We start from the raw sequence: 21,930 nt of genomic DNA, 5'->3' as shown, positions 1-21,930 counted from the left end.
AACCGGCTCCTCACTGCTGCCGTGCGGTGCACAGCAGCGCCATCTGTTCGAGTGCGGTCCGCCGCCCGGGGGCCAGCGGACCATCGTCGAGGGCGTGGAGCGCCTCGTCGACCCGATCGGTGATCATCGCCTCGACGCGTTCGGGCGCGCCCGAGGCGTCTATCAGGTCCCGGCAACGCTCGAGCGCGGCGTGGTCGAGAACGGGGCGGCCGACCAGTTCGGAGAGTTCTCGCTGAATCGCCGGGGTTGCCGCGTCGAGTGCCGCCACCACGACGGTGGTGGCCTTGTGCTGCCCGAGGTCGCTGTCCTCGGGCTTGCCCGTGACCGCGGCGGAACCGAATATCCCGAGCAGGTCGTCCCGTAGCTGGAACGCCTCGCCGATGCGAGTTCCGTAGCGGGTCAACATGTTCAGTACGTCATCGCCGCATCCGGCCATCGCCGCGCCGAGCTGCAACGGCCGCGCGACGGTGTAGTTGCCGGATTTCGCCCGCGCGATCGCCAGTACATCGTCCATCGTCGGGCGACGACGAACATCGTTGGTCAGATCCGTGTACTGACCGATCGCCAGTTCGATCCGCATGGCGTCGTAGCGCGGCCACACCCGTGCCGACGCGCTCGCCTCCAACCCGCTCTGCCGAAGCATCTGCTCGGACCACACCAGGCACATATCGCCGAGCAGGATCGCCGCGGATTCACCGAAACGCAGTGCGGCCGCGGCGTCGTCGTGCCGATAGCCGCGGGAGAAGCGGACGTGCGCCGCCGGTTCACCACGGCGCAGGACAGCGTCGTCCATGACGTCGTCCTGGAGCAGGGCGAAGGCGTGCACCAGTTCCAGACTGGCCGCGGCGCGCAGAGCGGCGACGTCCGGCTCGGCGCCGCACAGCCATCCCAGGTACATGAAGGTCGATCGCAGGCCCTTGCCGCCGGTGGCGTACTGCCGGAGTACGTCCTCGGCGCCGGGCCAGAGCGATCCATCGATCCGCACGCCGCGGAGGAAGTCGACGACTTCGCCGAGTACGCGGCCGCGCACCTCCGCGCGCCAATCGTCGAATCCGATAGCGTCGGAGGCGGCCACCGTGGGTGTCGGTGGCCACGCCGGGCCCGGAGGTGCGATGCTCACCGGAGTCTCTCTTTCCGTGTAGTCCGCTCACTTGTTCGCGGCCGCGCGGGCCGTGTCAGGGAGGCCAGAACATCCGAAATCGTCCGGAACGGCGTGTGTTCGGCCATTTCGTCGGCCATTCGCCGCGCCGGTGCGCGGAAGTCGTCGGTTGCCAGTACGCGATCGAGCGCCGCGGCGATTCTCGCGGCGCTCGGGCGCGCTGTTCCGAGATCGATCCCGACGCCGAAATACGCTGTTCTGGCGGCAGTTTCGGGTTTGTCGGCGGTATCTCCGGCGATGATGACGGGGATGCCGTGGCCGAGGGCCTGTTGTACACCGCCGTACCCACCGTTGGTGATCATGACGTCCACATGGGGCAACAGCCTCGCGTACGACACATAGTCGAGGACCAGTGTGTTCGACGGCACCGGGCCGAGCGGGGCCGACGACCCGCCGGTGGTGGCCACGACGACCAGATCGTCGCGTCCGCCGAGTGCCGACAGGGTGGGCCGGATCAGCCGACCGAAATCGTCGTTGTCCCACGTCCCCTGTGTCACGTGCACCACCGTCCGCCCGCTCGCGAACACCTCCCATCCCTCGGGCAGTGTCATCCCGGTGTCCGGCGGCGGGAGGGGGCCGGTGAACACCACCGAGGGCGGCAGATCGCGACGCGGATACTCGAAAGCGGGGGAGCCGAACTGTAGGAGACGGTCGGCGAGTACCGGCCAATCGAGAAAGAAGACCGGCGCGCGCCCCACCCCGAGCTCACCGAGGATCGTGTCCAGTCGCGCCTGCTCCGCACGGAAGAGCACCTCGTGCACGAATCTGTTCATCATCGTGTGATCGCGACCTCGGCGTGGCGACCACCCGACACCGAAGGGCGTCGTATCCACGCTGGACAACATCAGCGGCACGACACCGCATGCCAGCAGTGGCGGTCGTGGCCAGGCGGAGAGCAGCAGCGGAATCGCTCCGGTGAACATCACATCGACCAGGACGGCGTCGTAGCGATCGTGGTCGATCGCCGCGCTCAGCGCCCGGTACTGCGATGCGAGCGGTGCGAGGAAGGCCGCCCGCAATTCCGAACGGCCGATCAGCCAGCGGCGGACCATCCCGGGCAGCGGACCACGCCGGGACGACATCGGAGCGGGTTGCGCCGCCGAGGGTAGCGGGAGCGGCGTGACGCCGACCCGCGTCGCCGCCCGGTGGAATGCCGCGCCCGTGAGCAGCGCGACCTCGTGCCCGCGACGACGGAGGTCGGCGGCGACCGCGAGCATGGGCGTCACATGTCCGGGGACCGGGGTGGCGGCGAGCAGATACCGGGCCACGGCGTCAATCCCGCACTCGGCGGATCGGTCGATATTTCGCTGCCCGTGACATCCGCACCGCGGTCCGCGACGGCCCTGGTGAGGATGGCCGAGCGAGTCGGGCACGCGCGCGGAGATCTGTGCCGGTGCTGTTCACGACGACCCCTTTCCGAAGCGGATTCGTTCATCCTACGCGAAACGATGCAGTTTCGATGCAGCTGGCGAAGTGCGCGGAGATGGTGGTCGCTGTTGCCCGGGTCAGTCGGACAACAGGGACGTCGCATTCGAAGCCACGCGCTGATCCGCGGTGCCGACGATTGGCATCGCGCGTCGTCCGGCATCGGATGCCCGAGCGCCCTGGTGATCGCGCACCGGCTGTCCATCGTCGGCGCCGCCGACGTCGGCGCACCCTCCTCTGTGCGGTGAGGTGCGCTTTACCGCCGGTCGACCACTGTCGTCGGTCGGTCGGGCGATGGAGATCCGGTGGGATCTACGCGATGCCCTACCCGCAGGCAATGACCTCAAACACCTCGCCTCGGTGCTCGAGCGCGGCGATTCCGCAGGTCCGTGATTCGCCGACGGTGTGTGAGTGCCCGGTGTTATCGAGTGCGCGGTGGTCTCGAGTGCGTGGCAGCGGATCATGAGGAGGCTGTCGCGACTTCGCGGATTCGTCCTGCACGAAGAAGCGGCTCAGTGGAACAGTCGAATTCGAGGAGAGGCAGTCGTCCCGATCCATCACGCGGGCTTCATCGGAAACGGCGAGCGACAACTTCCGTGCTCGGTGACCGGGCGCCCCAAGGGTTTTGGGCGGACTCGGGGCGCGTGAGACGGAGATGCCGAACGGCTCTTGACTTGTCGATCGCTGGATCACGGTAGACGCAGCATATTTTCTGAATCTTCGCAGGCAGAACCATCGACCCGTGAGGTAACTAGGCATACGCTGAAGTGCGGCCATATGCAGTGTGGTCTAACTCCACATCGGGGTGTCACAGCTCGACCGACCTGGACCGGACCGGTGCCGCGGCAGTCGAACGAGCAAGGAGTGAACATGCAGGGTGGAACAAGAATCGCGATAGGGGTGGGCATCGGCTACGTCCTGGGTCGTACCCGCAAGATGCGTTTCGCGCTCGGTTTGGCCGGTGCGGCGATGGCGCGGCGGTCCTCGGGTACGAAGGGGGACCTGTTGGAGTTGGGGACGTCGCTGGTGAAATCGTCGCCTGAGTTGACCCAGCTCACCGACACAGTACGAGGGGAGTTGCTGGGGGCGATCCGGTCGGCCGCGGTCGCCGCCGCGAGCAACCGCATCGACGCGCTCAACCATCGGTTGCAGCAGGGGACGACGCTCGTCGCGGACGAGGACCGCGATGAATCGGAAGAAACCGAATCCGACGAAGACGACTACGACGAACAGCTCCGAGACGATGAGCGAGGCTCCGCCGAGGAGGACGAGGAATTCGACGACGAAGACGAGGAGGAGGCCGGACGGCCCGCCGCGAAGCGGAGGCCGGCTCGGCGGTCTGGAACTTCGACCGCTGGGAAATCCGGCTCGCGCACCTCGGCCCGCAGGGCAGGGCCCGCGGATCGGACGTCGTCCTCGGCCGCCCGCCGTCGTAGTCGTGCCGACGCCGACGAAGCGCCGGTACGACGCACGAGGAGGTGAGGGCGATGACGAAGACGTTGCGTGACACGGCAACTGGAGTCGGCAAGGTGGCGACCGAGACCGCGGGCCGGGCCACAGGAGCCGCTACCCGGGCCGGATCGACAGCCAAGAAGACCGCGGAGGCCGCCACCCCGACGAGCACATTGCAGCAGTCGGTGCAGAACCTCGCGGGCACACTGGCCGAGCGGGCGGTGTCGAAGCTGTCGGATCGAGTATCGAACACCGCCGGACGGCTGACGGAGTACTCCGACGGCGGCGAAGGGAATCTGCTGGCGGCGGTGACCGGTGCGGAGAAGTTGGCCGGAGGCGCCTCGCCTGTGAAGGCGGCAGTCAGCGGTGGTGTGAGCAAGCTCGGGCACTCGGTCCGCGAAAAGTTCGCGTCGGTGAAGGAATCGTTGACCGGCGGTAAGGGAAAGGGAAAAGGCGGCAAGAAGCTGAAGCTGACCAATATCGTCGAGTACATCGACGTGGGTGTCCCGCTCGAACTGGCTTATGACCAGTGGACCCAGTTCGGGGATTTCCCGAAGTTCACCAAGAAACTCGAACAGGTCGAACAGGTGTCCGACGAGAAGATGACCTGGACCGGCAAGGTGTTCTGGTCGAGACGGACGTGGGAATCCACGATCGTCGAGCAGGTGCCGTTCGAGCGGATCATCTGGCGTTCCAAAGGCGCCAAGGGCTATATCGACGGCGCGGTCACCTTCCACGAACTCACGCCGGGTCTCACCCGCATCCTCGTGGTGCTCGAGTACCACCCCCAGGGAGTGTTCGAGAAGACCGCCAATCTCTGGCGCGCTGCGGGTCGCCGGTGTCGTCTTGAACTCAAGCAGTTCCAGCGGCAGGTCATGACGGACGCGGTGCTGCACAGCGACGACATCGTGGGCTGGCACGGCGAGATCCACGACGGCGAAGTGGTCGAGGACGACGAAACAGCACGGCGTGCGGAAGAGGAAGACTCCGCCCACGAGCGTGCTGAGGAGAATGTCGACGACGAGCGTGCTGAGGAGAATGTCGACGACGAGCGTGCTGAGGAGAATGTCGACGACGAGCGTGCCGAGGAAGCGTCCGTGGAGGAAGAACCGGAGGACGACGAGCCGGACGAGACGGAGACCGACGAGACCGAGGACGGCGAGACCGACGAGCACGAGGCGGACCAGCCGGAGCCGGACGCGGAGGAAGAACCGGCACGGGCTCGCCGCCGACCGGCCGCGCGGCGGAAGAGCCCGGTGACCCGCCGCCCGAGCGAGAGTAGAGGTGCGAGCCGATGAGTATCGAACCCGCGGGAGGCGCAGGTGGTGGCGGGACCGGCACGATGGCGAAGCCGAACTCCTCCAGTCTGGCCGATGTCATCGACACCATTCTCGACAAGGGCCTGGTCATCGACGCGTACGCCCGCGTATCGCTGGTCGGCATCGAACTGGTGACCATCGACGCGCGTGTCGTGGTGGCAAGTGTCGACACGTATCTGCGTTTCGCCGAGGCGGTCAACCGGCTCGAGATATCGAGCAGTGAACCGAAGGGCCTGACCGATATCGTCGGCGGTGTCACCGAAGGCGCGGCAAAACACAAGACGAAAGGCGCGCTGGAAGCGGCCGGTGAGAAGGTCAGCGAATTCCTCGGCGACGTGCAGGACGAACGCCGAACCGCGCCGAGGCAATCCGGGCGTGGGGAACGATGATGGCGACCGACACGACCGGGGTGTATGTCTACGGCATCGTGCCCGCCGACGTCGAGCCCGAGCCGCACGCCACCGGCGTCGGTGATCCCCCGGGGGAAGTCGCGGTGGTCCGGCACGGCGAGGTCGCCGCGCTGATCAGCACGCTCACCTCCACCCGGCCTCTCGGCACGCCCGAGGACCTCACCGTCCACGCCGAATTGCTCGACGGGTCCGCCACCGTGGCACCGGTGCTGCCCCTGCGGTTCGGTGCGGTCATGACCGACACCGCGGCGGTGGAGAACGAATTACTCGAGGCGAACGAGACCGAATTCCAGGCAGCTCTTGCCCAACTCGAGGGCCGCGCGCAATTCGTGATCAGGGGCCGTTATGTCGAGGACACCGTCCTGCGGGAACTGCTCGACGAGAACGCCGAGGCGGCTCGACTCCGAGAGGAGATCCGAGACAAATCCGAGGACGCCACCCGCAACGCCCGGATCGCGTTGGGCGAGTTGATCAATCAGGCGATCGAGGCCAAACGAGCCGAGGACACCCGCAGGACGGTTTCCGAGCTGGAGAGGTTCGAACCGCTGATCAACTACCGCGAACCGAGCAGCGAGGAGGACGCCGTCCACATCGCGGTGCTGGTCGAGTTGTCCCGGCAACACGAGCTGGAGGAAACATTGCGCGGACTCGCCGATGACTGGGACGACCGCGTGGAGTTGGACCTGCTCGGACCGATGGCGGCCTACGACTTCGTGACCAAGCAAGAACCCGAGGGGTGAGGCTATGGGTCTGCTCTCATCGATATTGGGGTTGCCTCTCGCGCCGGTGCGCGGAGTGATCTGGCTCAGCGAAGTGATCCAGGACCAGGTCGAGCAGCAGATGCATGATCCCGCGGCGCTACGCGGCGAACTCGAGGAGATCGATCGCGCTGCCGCGGCCGGGCACATCTCCGATGCGGAGGCCAGGGATGCCCAGCAGGCGGTCCTGGAACGTATGACCGGAGCCGCGGATGACGTGACCGGCTTCGACCGGAAGGAGTGACTCGCGTGACCAACAAGAGCGCTTCCGACAATGCCGACGTCTCGGCATCCGAGGTACAGCCCGCCCTGACCGCGTCCCGAGCCGCCGCGGCGGCGTGCGAACGACTCGAGGAATTGACCTCGAAACCCATGCAAGGTGTGACCTGCATGGAGCCGACGGAGGACGGCTGGCTGGTGGAGATCGAGGTACTCGAAGATCGCCACATCCCCTCGTCGGCGGACATCCTGGCGCTCTACGAGGTGGAGATCGATCTCGACGGGAACCTGCTGGCCTATCGCCGGATCAACCGCTACAACCGCAGCAGCACCGACATCGGCGGGAGGGGGCGGCGATGACGGTGGTGGGAGGCGGATCCTCGGCGCCGCAGCCCTACGGCGGGGGGCATCAGTCGACGAATCTCGCCGACATCCTGGAGCGAGTTCTCGACAAGGGGTTGGTGATCGCGGGCGACATCCAGGTCAACTTGCTCGACATCGAACTGCTCACCATCAAACTGCGATTGGTGATCGCCTCCTTGGAGACAGCGAAGTCGGTGGGTATCGACTGGTGGGAGACCGATCCCTGGCTGAACAGCAACGCCCGCATGCTGGAGAAGCAGGATCGGGATCTCGAACTGGAGAATCGGGAACTGCGTGACCGGATCGCCCGACTGGAAGCGGCGACCGAACACAGCCGACTCATCGAACGCGGTCACGAACGCGAGGAGGAACGATCGTGACCGGCGGTCTCGGCGTCTGGCTCTACGCGGTCACATCCAGCCGTGATGCCGGGCAGGAACTACCCGGCGGGTTGACCGGCGTCGCGGGCGAGCCGGTGCGGACGGTGGTGTCCGACGACCTGACGGCAGTCGTCGGCTCGGTGCCGCTCGAGGTTTTCGGGGAGCAACCGCTGCGCGGGCACCTGGAGGATCTCGACTGGTTGGAGACCACGGCCCGGGCACACGACGCGGTTGTCTCCGTCCTGGTGCGGCGAGGTCCTACCGTTCCGTTGCGACTGGCCACCGTCTTCCACGACGAAGACCGGCTGTGCGAATCGCTCGAGGAGCGTCGCACGGATTTCGGTGCCGCATTGGCCCTGGTCAGCGGTCGCACCGAGTGGGGAGTCAAGGCCTACGGCGACCGTGCCGCGCTGACAGCCGCCGTGACCGAGGCCAGAACCGCGAAAACAGGTGGTACGACAGGAGCCGGCGCCGCGTACCTGGCCCGGCGTCGCGCGCAACTGTCCGCCCAGGAGACCATCGAGCGCGACGCCGCCGAGCGGGCCGAACAGATCCATACGAGGCTGGTGCGCCACGCGGCGGCGGGCCGACGCCAAGCGCTGACCGATCCCGCGGTGAGCGGCCGTCGGGACTGGATGGTGCTCAACGGAACCTACCTCGTCGACGATTCGAGCACCGAGGACTTCGCCGAGACGGTGAGCGGCCTCGGCGTCGAATTCCCCGGCATCAGACTGGAACTCACCGGTCCCTGGCCGCCGTACTCGTTCGCGGGCACCGAACGAGACCCGCCGTGAGCCGACCCGACCCGACGACCGACGGCGAGCGTCGCGTCGCTCTGGTCGATCTGCTCGACCGCGTGCTCGCCGGGGGTGTGGTGATCTCCGGTGACATCAAACTCGCCATCGCCGACGTCGACCTGGTTCAGATCTCGTTGCGCGCCCTCATCTCCTCCATCAGCGCACTGTCGGCGCCCCCGCGCGCCGTGGAGCCGAATCGGCGCGGCGATGACTGAATTCGGCGGCATCCCACCGCGTATCGACGCCGATCCGGAATCCGTCGAGCGCGGGTTGGTCACGCTCGTCCTCACCCTGGTGGAGCTGCTACGCCAGCTGATGGAGCGTCAAGCGCTGCGCCGCGTCGACGCGGGCGACCTGACAGACACCCAGATCGAACGCGTCGGCACCACCCTGATGCTGCTCGAACAGCGCATGGCAGAACTACGCGACCACTTCGGGCTCACTCCGCAAGACCTCAACATCGACCTCGGTCCGCTCGGCACCCTGCTGCCGCGTGACCCGACCGACTATTGAGGCTCGCGAACTCGCGACACTATGCCGGGGTCGGGGCTGATTCGCCGAGCTGTTCGGCTTCGCGGGCGTAGTCGTCGAGCAGCGAGCAGACCGTCCTCCGGGAATCGGCACCGATACCGGCTGCGGTGAGAAGCGGCACGAGCGCGCGACGGGATTGCCGGTAGCACTGACGGTTGTACTGCTGGTCGATGCCGTGGGCGATATTGTCGAAGGCGAGTGCGGCGTTCTGTACCGCGTTGAGCAGGTCGTGTTCGGTGGTCGCGTCGAGGTGCTCGGTCGGGCCGAGTACGACGCCGAGTTGCGCCGCGCGCGAGACCGCCATCCGGGTGACCCTTCGATGGTGGTGGTCGGCAGTGGCGTGATGGGTGGTGTCGGCGTGAATGGTCTCGTCGGAGCGAATGGTGGCGGTCATGGCGTCCTCGAATACAACAGAGCTGGCAGGCGGCAGAACCGTAGGCTGGGCGGCCACGGTAGCGGCGCCGTCGGCATACCCTGCCCCGCAGATTCGAAACCGATCCGGCTCGAGCATTCGGCAGCGGATGCCGGATGCCACCGATACCCGCTGCGCTGGAACGGATCTCGGGTCTCGTCGAGTGAACGTCTAGGGAGCCGGTGGCAGCGTCTCGGCCATCGATAGCCCTGTGGGACGTGACAGTGCGCTACCGGGAGGGACGGCACCCGCCCGCGACGACCGGCCGGAGCGCGCCACGGGTTCGATGACCCACCAGGCGATCGCTGTCCATATCGAGGACAGCAGGACCGCGCCGACGATGTCGGTCGGGTAGTGCGCACCCGCGTAGAGACGCTGCGCCGCCACGAGGACGGGAATCAGCATCGCCGCTGCGGCGACGAGCCGATAGGGCCATCGCCGGGTGGTCGCCCAGACGAGTGCGGCGGTGGCGGCGTAGAGCGTCAGGGAGGCGGCGACGTGCCCGGAAGGGAAACTCGAGGTGGGGGGAAGATCGGGGTTGAGGTGCGGGACCTGTGGTCGGGAACGGTCGACGATCGCCGCGGTGGTCAGAAATACGGTGATCTCACCGAGCAGTGCGACACCCAGGAACAGCACCGGTCGCAGGCTGCGGAGGACGGCCACCGCCAGTACGGCGACGACGAGCGCGGCGACGATGATCGCGGTGGTGTTGCCGAGTTCGCCGAACACATTCAGGACGGAAGTGAGTGCGGGGGTACGGTGTTCGGCGAGAGTCGCCACCGCGGTGTGATCCCACCGCAGCGCGGGGGTGTGGCCCTGCGGGCCGCGGACCAGCATGCCGAGACCGATGAGCGCTCCGACGAGCAGGACCCAGGCGACCGCGAGTTCACCCACCTCGCGCCACGGGTGGGCAGCCAGGGGTGGATGCCGATCGGGGACCGGCCGAAGGTCGTCTCGATCGGCGGGCGGCACGTCACCGGGCAGCGGACCGGCGCCTTCGACGTGGGCGTCACCACGCCATCGGTGGAACGCGACCGTGGCCAGCACGAGCCACAGCGTTCCGAGTAGCCAACCGGCGAGGACATCGGTGAGGTAGTGCACGCCGAGCGCGATCCGGCTGAGACCGACGGCGGTCACGATCAGGACCGCGAACCCGACCGTGACACGGCGGGTGTTCGTTCGCAGGGCGGGTGCGAAAACCAGCAGGACGATGCCGTAACACACCAGGGAACTCATGGCATGCCCGCTGGGAAAGCTCCAGCCGTCCGTGCGGTAGACGGGTGTCTCGACCACCGGACGCAGCCGCGCGACGAGCTCTTTGACGACCGGGTTGAGTATCAGGCCGCCCGTCGCCGTGAGTACGACGTAGGCGGCGAGGCGTGGTTGTCGGCGCAGCAGCAGCCAGAGTGTGCTGACAGCGAGCACCAGGACCAGCGTGCCTGTCGCTCCGAGATCGGTGACGCCGGAAAGGATCTCGCGGAGAATCGTGTTGCGTGCGACCATCGCGACCACCGAGTCGGTCACCGCCTGATCCGCGGACAACAGCGGCTCCCAGCGCGCCCTGACGAGTGCTGTCAGCACGCCGAACCCGATTCCGACGGCCGCGACACCCACCAGTGCGACGCCGCCGCGGGCCACGAACCGTTCGGCGGCGGCGACCTCACTCGGGTGCTCCGCGCTCGGCCGGTCGGCGTCGATCACGACATTCGGGTCGTGCCGGTCGACAGACAAATGCAATACCTCCTGCGTTCGCGTGACACCCGCCGTGCGGCCGAGACCGCAACGGGTCACCGGAGAACCGGGGCCGGATATCGTTCGTCGTCCACGATTGCCCACTATGAGCGGGCGCAATCAATCGAGGCGTTCGGCCCTTGGGAATCCGTACATCCAGCTGTGGTCGAGCGCGGACTGGTTCGCGGGAATTTCCGATCGCGGTCAGGCGATGAGCGCGGTACCGGGATCCTCGCCGTCGCACTGGTTTTCGGTATGCACCGTCGGTGCCACATTCGGCGACGGCAAGGCGGTAACGCTCTGTCGTTCGGTGACCCGTACCGTACCGCTCCATCCGCAGGGTTGTGCGCAGGTGGGGTGAAACAGCGTCACCACGCGTCCGCTGTCGTATCGGCGCACCGTCGATGTCGCCTGCGCCGCGTACCCGCACTGCGGGCACTTCTCGAAGAAGTCGAGGACATCGGTGACGCTGGAGGCGAGGCAACGGTCCGTCGGCTGTCGCTCGGTGGATCGGCCTGCGCGCGTGGTTGTTTCAGATCCGGGCGTGCTACTCATGCGAATGCGCTACCCGGTCCGTCGCGACTCAACCACGAAAACCATCGACACCGTCGGTGGGAGCTCTACCCGGTCGCTCAGCCGTCGATCATGGGGACCGGACCGCCCGAACCGCCCTGGTTCGGGTGGCGGGGACGGGGTAGTCGCCCGGCGAAGTCCCCACGACAGGAAGGGGAGACCCCCGATGACCGACGACCATGCCATGGATCCCGACCCGGCCCGCACGCCCGACCTGGAACACGGAGGCGGCGTGCCACCGGGCGCGACACCTCCCGATACAGCGCAGACCAGCGGTTTGTCCGCACCGGAGCCGCGGACGAGCAATCGGTTCCCGCCGACCGGAATCATCGCCACCCTGCTGGCGCTCGCCCTCGTGGCACTGTTCGCGGTCATCGCGATCGGGCTGATCGTGATGATCATCGACTGATCGAGCGGGAGCCGAACCGGATTACGCCGATCATTCGCGTTCGGCTTGCCGTCGAAGCTGGTCAAGCGTCCGAGAGAGGACGCGGGAGATGTGCATCTGGGAGACGTCGAGTTCGTCGGCGATCTGGCTCTGGGTGCGATCGTCGAAGAAACGCAGGTGCAGGACTCGGGCTTCGAAGGCAGGCAGTCGGGCGAGTAGCGGAGCGATCGCGAGCGCCTCGTCGGTGAGGTCGTAGGCGGGCTCGACACGGCCGAGTCGGGCGAGATGATCGGTCGCGCGTTGATCGTCGCTGTTCTCGCTCAGTGTGTCGATCGAGTCGGTGCGATAGCCGTTGTCGGCGATCAGAGCCTGGGTGACCTCGTTGAGGTCGACACCCAGCTCGGTGGCGATGTCCAAGGCCGTGGGGGCCCGGCCGAGGTCCTGATACAGCCGGTTGATGGTGGGACCGATGCTCTGCTGGAGTTCCTTGATCCGGCGCGGTACCCGCACCGCCCAGGTGTGGTCGCGGAAATGGCGCCGGATCTCGCCCATGATGGTGGGAATCGCGAAGGCCAGGAACGACGAGCCCTTGTCGGCGTCGAATCTGTCGATCGCCAGGACCAGTCCGAGCGAGGCGATCTGGTAGAGGTCATCGTGGCGTTCGCCGCGTCCGGTGAAGCGGCGCGCGATGTGATCGGCCAACGGCAGGCATCGTCGGACGATGTCCTCGCGCAATCGGCTCCGATCGGGAGACCGCGGTTCGAGCGCCGTCAAGCGTTGGAAGAGATCTTCGATGCCGTCATACGAGTCGGCGTGCTGTCCGCGACGTCGTGGATTGGCATCGGTGTGCGAGTATCGGCTGGTCATAGCAACCTCGAACGGCTCCTGTGGGGAGCGGACACGGAACGGGCTCTTGTGACTGAACCGGCTCCGTGCGCGAGCCGTCATACCAGTCTCGCACACTTGTGAACGACGGTGCCGGGCCGAAGTAGGATCTCGCCGCGATCCCGGCGGCCTGGTCCCCGCGTCAGTTCTGCTCCCCGCGGCCCTCCCTGCTGCCTTCGTAGGCGAACTCGCGAAGGCGGGTGACGACTCCGGGTTCGAGCGCGATATCGCCCGGATGGTTGAGTATCGGGTCGAAGAAGTCGGTCCGATGTTCATGGGGATGGGCGTGGTGCAACGTCAGCTCACCCACCGGTCGCGGTGCCGCGCCCAGACCGCTCGCGGTGATCTCGAATCGCACATCGTGGTCACGCAGATGCTCGCTCATGGCCTGCAACGAGGCGGAGCCGGGCTGCTGTACGACGGGTTCGGCGAACAGCCAGGTGAGCCCGGCATCGCCGAAGCGGTAGGGGAGCAGACTGCCGTAACGGGCGCTGGACCAGCCGCGCGCTGCGGTGATCACGAACCGCCCGACGGTACCGGTCCCCGTGGTCGCGAGTGCGAGATCCCAGGGGTTCTCGTCGCGATCCAGGACGCGGAAGGCGAGGCCCATGACATCAGGGAGGGCTCCCGGCGTTCCGATTCCTTTGGAGAGCCTGGCGATGACCGCACGTTCTCCCGTCCCGAACCAGGGCTCGAATTCGGTGTCGGCGTGGAAACGTCCCGACAGTTCGATGCCCCGAGGGTGGAAGACACGCGCGTGGCGAACCCGCGCGCCGGCGTCGAAGACGGATTTCACGAAGGTGGAGGTGAGATCGGTCAAGGTCTGCTCCTTCGGCGTGATCGAGGTAGATCCTCGGCCCGTTCACGCGGACGTGCCGAGGCGGCGATCGGTCGGTCGACGATTCTCGGCCTGCGACAAGCGCCCGCCGGGTTCGGTCGAGCCAGGCAGGACGACACCCGGGCGATCATGATGAATCCCCCGGAGCCGGTCGTTCTGCTGCACGGCACAAGACCGTTTCCATGTCGGCTGCCTACCCGTCGATGACGAGGCGAAACCGGGCGTGCCCGGCAGTGGGGCCGAGTCGCGGCGAAACGGGGGATCCCGGCCTGGTTCGAACCGGGTGAGGCGGGTAGCTGCACACCATGCAGAAGAAGGCAGCGGTCGATGAAGCAGTGGTCGCCGCCGCGCGCGAGACCATCGAGCAGGCCAAAGGTGTGGTGATGCTGGTGTACAGCGTGGACGCCGAGCAGGCGTTCACGATTCTGCGCGCGGCCTCCCAGGACACCAATGTGAAGGTTCGTGAGATCGCCACCTCGGTCGTAGCGGAACTTCCCGATCTCGGCATCACTCCGGACCTGGAATCCGTTCGAGAGGCGTTGGAGGACTTACTGTTCGGCACGCGGGCGGACACACCGCGAAAGTGACGGTCGGACCCGGCGGCCTCGACCACGAAGGCGCGGCCGGGTCGGCCGCGCCTTCGTGAGCGGTCTGTCGCGGTCCGCTCGATGGAAAGGGCTATCGGTCAGCCGTTTTCGGTCACTGTGGTATCCGGATGACGCCGACTGGTGTCGGGTTCGACGAAATGGCCGGTGATCGCCGAACGGTCTCTCCGATCGGTACCCTCGTGTGGTTCGTCCTCTCCGAGGGTCGTTCTGGGATTGTCGGCAGCCGTCTCCTCGGACACGTACTCACCGGTCTCGGCAGAGCGATAACTCTTCTCGGCCATGAAATCCTCCTACAGATGGTCCCGCGAGTCCCGAAGCGGTACCTCGCTGTTCTCCGAGTACCACGTGGTTCGCGGGCAAACCTGTGGGTGGCCCCGGCGTAGGCCCACGATCAGGCGACCGCGTCGGCTCGCGGATCGAGGAGGATCTTGACCGCGCCATCGGATTTCTCCTGGAACGTGCGATAGGCCTCGGGCGCGGAGGCCAGCGGAAGCCTGTGGGTCGCGAAATCGTCCACGCCCAGCGGATCGCCGTCGTCGAGCAGCGGCATGATGGGATCGATCCAGCGTTTGACGTTCGCCTGCCCCATACGCAATTGGATCTGCTTGTCGAAGAGCACGCGCATCGGGAGTGGATCGGCCATTCCGCCGTAGACCCCGATGACCGAGATGGTGCCACCGCGACGCACGATGTCGACGGCGGCCTCGAGCGCGGCGAGACGGTCGATTCCGGCGAAGTCCATGACGCGGTGCGCGACAGCGTCCGGCAACAGCGCCGCGGCGCGTTGAGCGAACGACGCCACCGGCGAGCCGTGCGCCTCCATCCCTACCGCGTCGATCACCGCGTCGGTGCCCCGACCGTCGGTCCGGTCACGGATGACGTCGCCCAGGCCGTTGCCGACGGCGCCGACATCGATCACCTCGATTCCCCGTCGCGCCACCCGATCGAGGCGCTCCGGCACCAGGTCGACCCCGATGACGCGGTAGCCGTGGTGGGCGGCGATCCGGCACGCCATATCCCCGATCGGGCCGAGCCCCAGCACCGTCAGCGAACCGCCGGGCGGGACCGCCGCGTACTCGACGGCCTGCCACGCGGTGGGCAGCACATCGGAGAGGTACACGAAACGGTCGTCGTCGGGGCCTTCTGGAACTTTGATGTGGGTGAAGTCGGCATGCGGCACCCGCAGGTATTCGGCTTGGCCGCCCGGCACCCGGCCGTACAGCTCGGAGTATCCGAAAAGTGCGGCACCACAGCCATATTCGCGAACCTGCGTGGTCTCGCACTGGGTGCTGAGGCCGTCGCGACACATGGCGCAGTCACCGCAGCTGATCTGGAACGGGATCACGACGCGGTCGCCGCGCGACAGATTGGTCACCGCCGAACCCGTCTCGACGATTCGTCCCATCGGCTCGTGGCCGAGCACGTCACCGGCGTGCATGTAGGGGCCGAGCACCTCGTACAGGTGCAGATCGGAACCGCAGATCCCCGTGGAAGTGACTTCGATGATCGCGTCGGTGGGTTTCTCGATGCGTGGATCCGGCACGGATTCCACCGCGACCTTACGTCTGCCCTGCCATGTCACAGCCTGCATGGGAACTCCTCCCTCGGATTTTCGACCGGCTGTGGCGCCCTACCCGTGAGCGGGTGGGCGAAACAGCCACCGCGTGCGCACCCCGGTTTCGGCATTCGGGGCCCGGGTAGGCGACAGGGGTCCGGGGCCCGGACCTCGCGACGAAACATGTGCACCGTCTACGAGGAGGAATGATGGCTGCCCGAGATCTGATCGCGCAATTGCACCAGGACATCACCACCGCAGACGACGCCGGTGACCGCGCGACCGCCGATCGTCTGCGCGCCGAACTGGCCGTCGCCGTCGAGAGCGACCAGGACCGGGAAACTCCCTACGTGACCGGTGTCGCGCCGCAGGCCCAGGATCCGGCCGACACGGACGCGGCGTTCGTCCGGCGCGGACCCGAGGATTTGGGTCCGGGCAGTTACGAACAGAGCGAGGGCATCGCCACCGATGTGCCCGGCGCGGTCGCGGGTCGCCCCGCGGAACCCCCCGACTGACCGGCGACGATTATCGCGCGGCTCCGTATTTGCCGAGTTCGATGCGCGCGACCACCCCGCGGTGGACTTCGTCGGGACCGTCGGCCAAGCGGATCGCGCGGGCGACCGTCCACGCGGACGCGAGCGGGAAATCACTGCTCAGACCGCCGCCGCCGTGGATCTGCATGGCGAAGTCGATGACCTGCTGCGCCATGTTCGGCACCGCGACCTTGATCTGGGAGACCTCCGAGAGCGCGTTGAGCGCACCGCCTTCGTCGAGTTTCCACGCGGCGTCGAGAACGAGCAGTCGCATGGCGTTGATCGCGATACGCGCGTCGGCGACCCGTTCCCGGTTGCCACCGAGGTTCATCAGCGGCTTGCCGAAGGCGGTGCGCTCGAGCCCGCGTCGACAGGCCAGTTCCAGGGCGTGCTCGGCCAGACCGATCAGCCGCATGCAGTGGTGCACGCGGCCGGGCCCGAGGCGGCCCTGCGCGATCTCGAACGCCCGGCCGGGGCCCGCGATGATGTTCTCGGCGGGAACCCTGACATCGGTGAAGTCGACCTCGCCGTGCCCGTACGGTTCGTCCTGCCACCCCATGGTGTCGAGCATCCGCTCCACCCGAACACCGGGAGTCTCGCGCGGCACCAGCACCATCGAGTGGCGGTGATACCGGTCGGCGTCGGGATCGCTCACGCCCATCACGATCAAGATCCGGCAATCGGGATGCCCGACACCCGTCGACCACCATTTGCGGCCGTTGAGGACGACCTCGTCGCCGTCGAGGATCGCGGTGAGTTCCATATTCGTGGCGTCGGAGGAAGCCACCGCAGGTTCGGTCATGCAGAACGCGCTGCGGATATCTCCCGCCAAGAGCGGGTCGAGCCACTGTCGCTGCTGCTGTTCCGACCCGTATTTCAGCAGCACTTCGGCGTTGCCCGTATCGGGGGCGTTGCAGTTGAACACGTACGGGGCCATCAACGATCGGCCCATCACCTCCGCGATCGGCGCGTAGTCGACATTGCTCAACCCGAAGCCGCCACGAGTGCCGTAACGCTCGGCATAGGGGCCCTCGTGCCCGACCGGCAGAAACAGATTCCACAGGCCCTCGGCCCGCGCCCGCGCACGCAATTCGCCCAGGATCGGCAGTGGCTGCCACGGGTCCGCGCCTTCGGCGCGCAGTCGGCTCACCCGATGGTGATAGTCCTCCTCGACCGGCGCGATGTGCTCGTCGATGAATGTGCGGACTGCTTCGGTGAGCTCGGCGGCTCGCGGTGACGCGGAAAACTCCATGCGACCACCCTACGAAGCGGACGGCTCGGATCGTCGCACAATCAGGCGCGGCCGCGATTCGTCACGCCATCAGATGGTGCGACGGAATTGCTCCTGCCATCGTGAATGACCCGTGTGGGAGCGGGTAGGCAGGCCGCCCCGGCGGTCGTTTGTGTCACCGCGTATCAGTGGGTGCGCCGTTCGGGTGTCGGCTGGTCGCGGGCCGTGGGCTCGAACCGAGATCACGGTGTGTCGCTGACATTTCGGTCGACACCCGAACGGCGGCCGGTCACAACTGCGGCACCATGCTCGTGGAGGACGCCAGTGCCGCAGGGCGTAGCCGAGCGAGGATGCCGTCGAGGTCCAGGGTGAACATATCGGGCCGGAAAGTGTGACCGCCGGGCAATTCGTGCCATTCGTGCGGGATATTCGCGTCGCGCAGGCGTGCCCGGAATTCTCGCTGGCCGGCGAGCACCTGGGTCTCGTTCACGCTGTCGAACCAGTTGACCGGATCCGGGCTGGTTCCCGCGGCCAGGAAGATCCGCTTGTTGCGGTAGCGTTCGATATTTTCGATCGGATTGTCCGCGCTGACTCTGGCTTGGTTCCAGAACGGTGCGCCGTAGATCGTGCCGCCCGCCAGGTCCATCGCCGCCGACGACAGGTTCGCCCAATGTGCGACCAGGCCGAAGTCGCGGCGCAGACTCGCCGGGCCGGAATGGCTACTGACCGAGGCGAAGTGGCCGTAGTACTTGGCGGTGTATTTCAGCGCGCCGAAGCCCCCCATGGAGAATCCGGCGACCGCGCGTCCGTCGTATTCGGCGTAGGTTCGGAAGTTCGCGTCGATCCAGGGGAGCAACTGGGCGATGTGGAATGTCTCCCAATTGCGCGGGCCGACGAACGAACTGACCGGGTTGGAGAACCAGCCCGCGTGTCCGCCGTCGGGCATCACGACGATGATCGGCTTACCGGCGGTCAGCTCGCGGATACCGAGTTGGTCGAAGGTGCGGAAGTCCTGGTCGCTGCCTCCGCCGTGGTGCAGGTAGAGGACGGGATAGGTGTCGGTGCTGGTGCGGTAGTCCTCCGGCAGCAGGACGTTGACTCCGGGATTCCAGCCGATCGCCGAGGTGTGGAAGCGGTAGTACCACAGGCGAGAATCGTTCTCGTTGCGGTCCACGATCGACAGCCCGAAACCGTCGCTGCGCCCGACGAATATGGCCAGTGTGTGGCCAGGTTCGATGTGGTCGGGGTCGGTGATGGCATTGGCGGTGGCGATCAGTGGTGAGAGTGCGGGGTCGCCGTAGTAGCGGAGTGCGATCTGCGACAACGTGTCTCCGGCGAGGACTTCGTATCTCGTGAGATCGGGAATGATCAGTTGTCGGCCCGCGTCGATGTGGTCGGGGTCGGGGATGCCGCTGGCGGTGGCGATCAGTGGTGAGAGTGCGGGGTCGCCGTAGTAGCGGAGTGCGATCTGCGACAACGTGTCTCCGGGCAGGACTTCGTACCTCGAGTAATCGGGAACGATCAGTTGTCGGCCCGCGCCCACACTGTCGGAGCCGGAGATCCCGCTGGCGGTGGCGATCAGGGTATGTAGTTCAGGGTCTCCGTAGAAGCGCAACGCCAACATCGGCAGTGTCTCCCCGGCGACCACGGTGTGTGTTCTGACCATTCGACTCACCCCTTTGATAGCAATTCGCTCTAGTGTCCGCCGCTGGGGATTCGTTGTCCAGTACTTCAGCCGACTGCGGGAGGTGAAAGTCGTTGCGGCGGAGTGTCGTCTCGCGCTCGATTCGGTCCGACCGGTCGGATACGATCGGTTCGGGGATACTTCGGCCGCCCGGTGTTGCGGTCGTCGGTGAGCACCAACTCGAAAGGGCCGCTCCGAGCGATCCCGCTCTGCGAATGGGCCCCTGCTCGCTGCACGACTCTTACGGGTCGACAACCGCTGAGTGAGCTGGCAGTACAGGAAAGGCGCCCCGGCATGCCGTGGCGGTCTCTGCTGCTGACCAGCTCTGCCGGATGCGACGGGTCGAGGCGTTTTGACACAGGCCGAGGTGTCGGCATGCAGGTGGGTGATCGCGACGGTGTCGATGCTGTTCAGGTCGACACCGTCGTACGGATCGACCTGTGCCTGACCGATTTCGCCGAAGACCATGTCCATGGCGACAGTGGACGTCGCGGGCGAAGTGCAGCGTTTCGACACCGATCAGCAGGTTTCAGATCTCCCCTTGGTCGACGACCTCTACTCGCGTGTCGCACCTGTCGGCCAGATAATGGTCACCGGCACACCGCCGGTTCGGGCCAGCTCCACAACCGAACCCGTGCCGCCTCCCCGGCCGGCTTCACCGTCCCACACCGCCACCAGTTCAGCGATGCTTCCCGGGACTGCTTCGTTGGCGGCTTCGTAGGCTCGGCGACCGGCATCGTCGAAGTCCATCACGCGTACCTCCGCCGCTCGGGCGATGAGATCGTCGAACTCCACGGCGTGGCCGGGCTTCACCTTCACGGCCCGGTAGTTCCGCGATGGCAACACCACCTCGAGTTGGCCTCCCACGTCGAGCACTGCCCGCGCGAACACGCTGTCGGCTCCGCGGGCGAGGCATGACACCCCTGTCAGCTCGTCGGCTCCGTAGGAGGTCACCAATTCGCGCACCGCCGCATACACCAGAACCGCCGTGGGATCAGTGATGTTCATGTGTCCGGTGACACCGATGCGCACCATGCTGTCTGCTCCTCTATGCCCTGGCTGCGACCAGTGGCCGCATTCTTTCCCTGAGTTCGGCGACCGCGGATATTTTGACGAAGTCGCCGGTGCGGTTGTACACCGTAGTGAGTTTCTTGGCGACGCGGTCGGAGGCGGTTTGCTCGGCGACAGTCAACGCGGCGTGCCCGATACGGCACGCTTCTACGGGTTCGCCTTGGATCAATCGGGCTTCGACCATGTTGAGTTGGTCCAGTGCGGCACTGCGTCGCCGGTCCGGGGGCCGCAGCGCGATGGCCTGGTCGATGTGCTCGGCCGCCTCGCCCGCGACGCTGGAGTCGCTGGTTCGGGTCGCTGCGGAAAGCCGTTCGTTCGCCCAATGCCGCTGCGGTCAGCGCAGCACAGCGAAGACCACCGTCGCGCAACAGGTTCGCCGCTCGGTCGACGGGGAGCTCGGATTCGATTGAGCCCGACCTACGCACGACAGACACCGGACTCTGGTGCACCCGGTCACCGGCCGATGCACTTGAGCACCGCAATCCCTGGGAGACCGGGGTCCCGCGTCTATGGATCCAGCTCACATCCGCCGCAGTTACAGCGAGCGTGGAACTTGCTGGTGCGGCCCCGCTCAACGGGGGTAGAGTTTCCGGCATCGGACGAGGGGATTCGACATGAAAACCGTTGGCGCAGTGCTGTCCACCGCTGCGGTGGCCGCAGTCATAGCTGGATGTGGCAGTGGTACCGAATCGAGCGCGCCGGCTACGACGCCGACCATCACCGCGACGGGGGCGCTCGCCTCCGGTATGAGTGTGAAGAAGCAGACATGCGAGGGCATGTTGGTGTTTCTCGAAGGCATGCGTGGGCTCGGCGCCGACGTCGACGCCGAGATCCAGAACGCGCTCGAGCAGATACCGCTGCGCCCGGAATGGGCGACCGCCAGCGAAGCCGAACGCACGGCGACCCTGGAAGGCATCCAAGACGCAGCCGACGGCCAATGCTCCTGAACGCGCTGTCGGTTCACTCAGCGTCCTCGCGCGAGGGGCAACACATCGCAAATGAGGCCGACCGTGTCCATGGTTATGAGCTCAGCCCGGTCGACGTTCCAGATTCGCCGACGCCCCGGTAAGCAGTCTTCGTGCGGCGTCGGCGCTGACCTCGGCGAAATCGTCTGCTGGGGAACACAGTTTGGCGAAACCCACATTCCACCACCCTCGACGATCAATCCCGCTACCCGCGCCCCGGTTGCATCCAAGAGGGGTGCGGATTGACACCGGGGCGCGTACTCTGCCATGTGGACTCTGCGGGAAGTCACGAGCCCGGGGGCGCACCGATGAAATCCTTTGCATTCGCAATGTTTAACCTGGCCATGGTGCTAGCACTGTGGGGTGGGATCGGGTTCTCGGTGATCGGCCTCGACGATCTGGCCTCCGATCCGAAAGCCACCCCGACATGCGACGGGAAGATTATGTCCCCGGGTGATTTCTGCCTTGTGACGGGCGCCAGCAGCTATACCTACAGCTCAAAACTGGTCGATCAGCGCGCCGCCAAAGACCGTGCGTACCAGACAATCGGTATCGGCGTGGTGCTGCTGGTCAGCGCCGTGCTTTGGTTCATCACCAAGGGCGCGCTGAAGCGCCGCGGCGTGGAATTGTAGCCAACCACGCC

At 66.5% G+C, this 21,930-nt stretch carries 30 protein-coding genes; 17 read left to right on the top strand and 13 right to left on the bottom strand.

Annotation, left to right across the window (positions count from 1 at the left end; all coding sequences use genetic code 11):
* Positions 1-10 precede the first annotated feature (10 nt).
* On the bottom strand, positions 11-1,120 hold the full coding sequence (locus JZ792_RS20435; protein ID WP_216912307.1) for a polyprenyl synthetase family protein: 1,110 nt from the start codon (positions 1,118-1,120) through the stop codon (positions 11-13).
* A complete protein-coding gene (locus JZ792_RS20430; RefSeq protein WP_216912305.1) occupies positions 1,117-2,427 on the bottom strand; it encodes a glycosyltransferase in 1,311 nt (436 codons plus the stop codon). The genes JZ792_RS20435 and JZ792_RS20430 overlap by 4 nt, the downstream gene beginning before the upstream one ends.
* A 228-nt stretch (positions 2,428-2,655) precedes the next feature.
* Here JZ792_RS20430 and JZ792_RS20425 point away from each other — a divergent pair, with 228 nt between their 5' ends.
* The 11 genes from JZ792_RS20425 to JZ792_RS20375 all read left to right on the top strand — a co-directional run bounded on the left by JZ792_RS20425 (position 2,656) and on the right by JZ792_RS20375 (position 8,795).
* Complete coding sequence (locus tag JZ792_RS20425) at positions 2,656-2,832, top strand: hypothetical protein (protein WP_216912303.1); 177 nt, start codon at positions 2,656-2,658, stop codon at positions 2,830-2,832.
* 622 nt (positions 2,833-3,454) lie between these two features.
* The gene (locus JZ792_RS20420; RefSeq protein WP_216912301.1) at positions 3,455-4,066 is read left to right on the top strand and encodes a hypothetical protein; all 612 of its coding nucleotides are present in this window, start codon (positions 3,455-3,457) and stop codon (positions 4,064-4,066) included.
* A gap of 5 nt (positions 4,067-4,071) precedes the next feature.
* Positions 4,072-5,334: an SRPBCC family protein gene (locus JZ792_RS20415; protein ID WP_216912299.1), complete on the top strand. Its 1,263-nt coding sequence runs from the start codon at positions 4,072-4,074 to the stop codon at positions 5,332-5,334.
* Complete coding sequence (gene gvpJ, locus JZ792_RS20410) at positions 5,331-5,744, top strand: gas vesicle protein GvpJ (RefSeq protein ID WP_216912297.1); 414 nt, start codon at positions 5,331-5,333, stop codon at positions 5,742-5,744. Before JZ792_RS20415 ends, gvpJ (JZ792_RS20410) begins: the two co-directional genes overlap by 4 nt.
* On the top strand, positions 5,744-6,505 hold the full coding sequence (locus JZ792_RS20405; protein WP_254190091.1) for a GvpL/GvpF family gas vesicle protein: 762 nt from the start codon (positions 5,744-5,746) through the stop codon (positions 6,503-6,505). The genes gvpJ (JZ792_RS20410) and JZ792_RS20405 overlap by 1 nt, the downstream gene beginning before the upstream one ends.
* Before the next feature lie 4 nt (positions 6,506-6,509).
* The gene (locus tag JZ792_RS20400; RefSeq protein ID WP_216912293.1) at positions 6,510-6,767 is read left to right on the top strand and encodes a gas vesicle protein GvpG; all 258 of its coding nucleotides are present in this window, start codon (positions 6,510-6,512) and stop codon (positions 6,765-6,767) included.
* 5 nt (positions 6,768-6,772) lie between these two features.
* Positions 6,773-7,102: a gas vesicle protein GvpO gene (gvpO, locus tag JZ792_RS20395; protein WP_216912291.1), complete on the top strand. Its 330-nt coding sequence runs from the start codon at positions 6,773-6,775 to the stop codon at positions 7,100-7,102.
* Complete coding sequence (gene gvpJ / locus JZ792_RS20390; protein ID WP_216912289.1) at positions 7,099-7,485, top strand: gas vesicle protein GvpJ; 387 nt, start codon at positions 7,099-7,101, stop codon at positions 7,483-7,485. The genes gvpO and gvpJ (JZ792_RS20390) overlap by 4 nt, the downstream gene beginning before the upstream one ends.
* On the top strand, positions 7,482-8,279 hold the full coding sequence (locus JZ792_RS20385; protein ID WP_216912287.1) for a GvpL/GvpF family gas vesicle protein: 798 nt from the start codon (positions 7,482-7,484) through the stop codon (positions 8,277-8,279). The genes gvpJ (JZ792_RS20390) and JZ792_RS20385 overlap by 4 nt, the downstream gene beginning before the upstream one ends.
* Positions 8,276-8,497 (top strand): gas vesicle protein, encoded by a 222-nt coding sequence (locus tag JZ792_RS20380; RefSeq protein WP_216912285.1) that lies wholly within the window; start codon positions 8,276-8,278, stop codon positions 8,495-8,497. Before JZ792_RS20385 ends, JZ792_RS20380 begins: the two co-directional genes overlap by 4 nt.
* Positions 8,490-8,795, top strand: a complete 306-nt coding sequence (locus JZ792_RS20375; RefSeq protein WP_216912283.1) for a gas vesicle protein K — start codon at positions 8,490-8,492, stop codon at positions 8,793-8,795. Before JZ792_RS20380 ends, JZ792_RS20375 begins: the two co-directional genes overlap by 8 nt.
* A gap of 19 nt (positions 8,796-8,814) precedes the next feature.
* On the opposite strand, the gene JZ792_RS20370 is transcribed toward JZ792_RS20375, so the two are convergent.
* The 3 genes from JZ792_RS20370 to JZ792_RS20360 all read right to left on the bottom strand — a co-directional run bounded on the left by JZ792_RS20370 (position 8,815) and on the right by JZ792_RS20360 (position 11,511).
* A complete protein-coding gene (locus JZ792_RS20370) occupies positions 8,815-9,207 on the bottom strand; it encodes a hypothetical protein (RefSeq protein ID WP_216912282.1) in 393 nt (130 codons plus the stop codon).
* A 189-nt stretch (positions 9,208-9,396) separates the two neighbouring features.
* A complete protein-coding gene (locus tag JZ792_RS20365) occupies positions 9,397-10,956 on the bottom strand; it encodes a phosphatase PAP2 family protein (RefSeq protein WP_216912281.1) in 1,560 nt (519 codons plus the stop codon).
* Between the two features lie 204 nt (positions 10,957-11,160).
* Positions 11,161-11,511, bottom strand: coding sequence for a hypothetical protein (locus tag JZ792_RS20360; RefSeq protein WP_216912280.1), 351 nt, complete (start codon positions 11,509-11,511; stop codon positions 11,161-11,163).
* A gap of 184 nt (positions 11,512-11,695) precedes the next feature.
* On the opposite strand from JZ792_RS20360, the gene JZ792_RS20355 reads away from it, so the two are divergent.
* Positions 11,696-11,938: a DUF6480 family protein gene (locus tag JZ792_RS20355; RefSeq protein WP_216912279.1), complete on the top strand. Its 243-nt coding sequence runs from the start codon at positions 11,696-11,698 to the stop codon at positions 11,936-11,938.
* Positions 11,939-11,968: 30 nt separating this feature from the next.
* Here the strand turns inward: JZ792_RS20355 and JZ792_RS20350 are convergent, their stop codons facing one another.
* Positions 11,969-12,784 (bottom strand): SigB/SigF/SigG family RNA polymerase sigma factor, encoded by an 816-nt coding sequence (locus JZ792_RS20350; RefSeq protein ID WP_216912278.1) that lies wholly within the window; start codon positions 12,782-12,784, stop codon positions 11,969-11,971.
* Between the two features lie 160 nt (positions 12,785-12,944).
* Positions 12,945-13,622 (bottom strand): phosphodiesterase, encoded by a 678-nt coding sequence (locus JZ792_RS20345; RefSeq protein WP_254190090.1) that lies wholly within the window; start codon positions 13,620-13,622, stop codon positions 12,945-12,947.
* Positions 13,623-13,945: 323 nt separating this feature from the next.
* On the opposite strand from JZ792_RS20345, the gene JZ792_RS20340 reads away from it, so the two are divergent.
* Complete coding sequence (locus tag JZ792_RS20340; RefSeq protein ID WP_216912277.1) at positions 13,946-14,227, top strand: ANTAR domain-containing protein; 282 nt, start codon at positions 13,946-13,948, stop codon at positions 14,225-14,227.
* 98 nt (positions 14,228-14,325) lie between these two features.
* Here JZ792_RS20340 and JZ792_RS20335 read toward each other — a convergent pair whose 3' ends face one another.
* Entirely contained in the window at positions 14,326-14,529 is a 204-nt protein-coding gene (locus JZ792_RS20335; RefSeq protein ID WP_216912276.1) for a hypothetical protein, read from the bottom strand.
* A 110-nt stretch (positions 14,530-14,639) separates the two neighbouring features.
* Positions 14,640-15,839 carry an alcohol dehydrogenase catalytic domain-containing protein gene (locus JZ792_RS20330; RefSeq protein ID WP_216912275.1) on the bottom strand — a complete coding sequence of 400 codons (1,200 nt, stop codon included), beginning with the start codon at positions 15,837-15,839 and terminating at the stop codon, positions 14,640-14,642.
* 173 nt (positions 15,840-16,012) lie between these two features.
* Between JZ792_RS20330 and JZ792_RS20325 the strand changes: the two genes are divergently transcribed.
* Positions 16,013-16,318: a hypothetical protein gene (locus tag JZ792_RS20325; RefSeq protein ID WP_216912274.1), complete on the top strand. Its 306-nt coding sequence runs from the start codon at positions 16,013-16,015 to the stop codon at positions 16,316-16,318.
* Between the two features lie 10 nt (positions 16,319-16,328).
* Here the strand turns inward: JZ792_RS20325 and JZ792_RS20320 are convergent, their stop codons facing one another.
* From JZ792_RS20320 to JZ792_RS20305, 4 genes are all read right to left on the bottom strand, one after another.
* A complete protein-coding gene (locus tag JZ792_RS20320; RefSeq protein ID WP_216912272.1) occupies positions 16,329-17,588 on the bottom strand; it encodes an acyl-CoA dehydrogenase family protein in 1,260 nt (419 codons plus the stop codon).
* A 268-nt stretch (positions 17,589-17,856) separates the two neighbouring features.
* Positions 17,857-19,233 (bottom strand): alpha/beta hydrolase-fold protein, encoded by a 1,377-nt coding sequence (locus tag JZ792_RS20315; RefSeq protein WP_216912271.1) that lies wholly within the window; start codon positions 19,231-19,233, stop codon positions 17,857-17,859.
* 573 nt (positions 19,234-19,806) lie between these two features.
* A complete protein-coding gene (locus tag JZ792_RS20310; protein WP_216912269.1) occupies positions 19,807-20,286 on the bottom strand; it encodes a hypothetical protein in 480 nt (159 codons plus the stop codon).
* A 13-nt stretch (positions 20,287-20,299) separates the two neighbouring features.
* A complete protein-coding gene (locus tag JZ792_RS20305) occupies positions 20,300-20,506 on the bottom strand; it encodes a hypothetical protein (RefSeq protein WP_216912267.1) in 207 nt (68 codons plus the stop codon).
* Between JZ792_RS20305 and JZ792_RS20300 the strand changes: the two genes are divergently transcribed.
* From JZ792_RS20300 to JZ792_RS20290, 3 genes are all read left to right on the top strand, one after another.
* Complete coding sequence (locus JZ792_RS20300) at positions 20,505-20,732, top strand: hypothetical protein (RefSeq protein ID WP_216912266.1); 228 nt, start codon at positions 20,505-20,507, stop codon at positions 20,730-20,732. The two genes, JZ792_RS20305 and JZ792_RS20300, sit on opposite strands and share 2 nt — an antisense overlap.
* 342 nt (positions 20,733-21,074) lie before the next feature.
* The gene (locus JZ792_RS20295) at positions 21,075-21,269 is read left to right on the top strand and encodes a hypothetical protein (RefSeq protein WP_216912265.1); all 195 of its coding nucleotides are present in this window, start codon (positions 21,075-21,077) and stop codon (positions 21,267-21,269) included.
* A 326-nt stretch (positions 21,270-21,595) separates the two neighbouring features.
* Positions 21,596-21,919 carry a hypothetical protein gene (locus JZ792_RS20290; RefSeq protein ID WP_216912264.1) on the top strand — a complete coding sequence of 108 codons (324 nt, stop codon included), beginning with the start codon at positions 21,596-21,598 and terminating at the stop codon, positions 21,917-21,919.
* Positions 21,920-21,930: the final 11 nt, after the last annotated feature.

The organism is Nocardia noduli (assembly GCF_019038455.1).
In the GTDB taxonomy this organism is placed as follows: Bacteria; Actinomycetota; Actinomycetes; order Mycobacteriales; family Mycobacteriaceae; genus Nocardia; species Nocardia noduli.
The sequence above is the reverse complement of the archived record's forward strand: the minus strand, read 5'-3'. Positions and strand labels throughout refer to the sequence as shown.

What these genes read in the sequence shown, in the direction of transcription:
- gvpJ (WP_216912289.1), top strand. Translation starts at nt 7,099, where the DNA reads ATGACGGTGGTGGGAGGCGGATCCTCGGCGCCGCAGCCCTACGGCGGG.
- JZ792_RS20320 (WP_216912272.1), bottom strand. Translation starts at nt 17,588, where the DNA reads ATGGAGTTTTCCGCGTCACCGCGAGCCGCCGAGCTCACCGAAGCAGTC.
- JZ792_RS20355 (WP_216912279.1), top strand. Translation starts at nt 11,696, where the DNA reads ATGACCGACGACCATGCCATGGATCCCGACCCGGCCCGCACGCCCGAC.
- JZ792_RS20310 (WP_216912269.1), bottom strand. Translation starts at nt 20,286, where the DNA reads ATGGTGCGCATCGGTGTCACCGGACACATGAACATCACTGATCCCACG.
- gvpJ (WP_216912297.1), top strand. Translation starts at nt 5,331, where the DNA reads ATGAGTATCGAACCCGCGGGAGGCGCAGGTGGTGGCGGGACCGGCACG.
- JZ792_RS20420 (WP_216912301.1), top strand. Translation starts at nt 3,455, where the DNA reads ATGCAGGGTGGAACAAGAATCGCGATAGGGGTGGGCATCGGCTACGTC.
- JZ792_RS20330 (WP_216912275.1), bottom strand. Translation starts at nt 15,839, where the DNA reads ATGCAGGCTGTGACATGGCAGGGCAGACGTAAGGTCGCGGTGGAATCC.
- JZ792_RS20315 (WP_216912271.1), bottom strand. Translation starts at nt 19,233, where the DNA reads ATGGTCAGAACACACACCGTGGTCGCCGGGGAGACACTGCCGATGTTG.
- JZ792_RS20340 (WP_216912277.1), top strand. Translation starts at nt 13,946, where the DNA reads ATGCAGAAGAAGGCAGCGGTCGATGAAGCAGTGGTCGCCGCCGCGCGC.
- JZ792_RS20400 (WP_216912293.1), top strand. Translation starts at nt 6,510, where the DNA reads ATGGGTCTGCTCTCATCGATATTGGGGTTGCCTCTCGCGCCGGTGCGC.
- JZ792_RS20350 (WP_216912278.1), bottom strand. Translation starts at nt 12,784, where the DNA reads ATGACCAGCCGATACTCGCACACCGATGCCAATCCACGACGTCGCGGA.
- JZ792_RS20335 (WP_216912276.1), bottom strand. Translation starts at nt 14,529, where the DNA reads ATGGCCGAGAAGAGTTATCGCTCTGCCGAGACCGGTGAGTACGTGTCC.
- JZ792_RS20300 (WP_216912266.1), top strand. Translation starts at nt 20,505, where the DNA reads ATGTTGAGTTGGTCCAGTGCGGCACTGCGTCGCCGGTCCGGGGGCCGC.
- JZ792_RS20375 (WP_216912283.1), top strand. Translation starts at nt 8,490, where the DNA reads ATGACTGAATTCGGCGGCATCCCACCGCGTATCGACGCCGATCCGGAA.
- JZ792_RS20290 (WP_216912264.1), top strand. Translation starts at nt 21,596, where the DNA reads ATGAAATCCTTTGCATTCGCAATGTTTAACCTGGCCATGGTGCTAGCA.
- JZ792_RS20415 (WP_216912299.1), top strand. Translation starts at nt 4,072, where the DNA reads ATGACGAAGACGTTGCGTGACACGGCAACTGGAGTCGGCAAGGTGGCG.
- JZ792_RS20405 (WP_254190091.1), top strand. Translation starts at nt 5,744, where the DNA reads ATGGCGACCGACACGACCGGGGTGTATGTCTACGGCATCGTGCCCGCC.
- JZ792_RS20325 (WP_216912274.1), top strand. Translation starts at nt 16,013, where the DNA reads ATGGCTGCCCGAGATCTGATCGCGCAATTGCACCAGGACATCACCACC.
- JZ792_RS20360 (WP_216912280.1), bottom strand. Translation starts at nt 11,511, where the DNA reads ATGAGTAGCACGCCCGGATCTGAAACAACCACGCGCGCAGGCCGATCC.
- JZ792_RS20370 (WP_216912282.1), bottom strand. Translation starts at nt 9,207, where the DNA reads ATGACCGCCACCATTCGCTCCGACGAGACCATTCACGCCGACACCACC.
- JZ792_RS20305 (WP_216912267.1), bottom strand. Translation starts at nt 20,506, where the DNA reads ATGGTCGAAGCCCGATTGATCCAAGGCGAACCCGTAGAAGCGTGCCGT.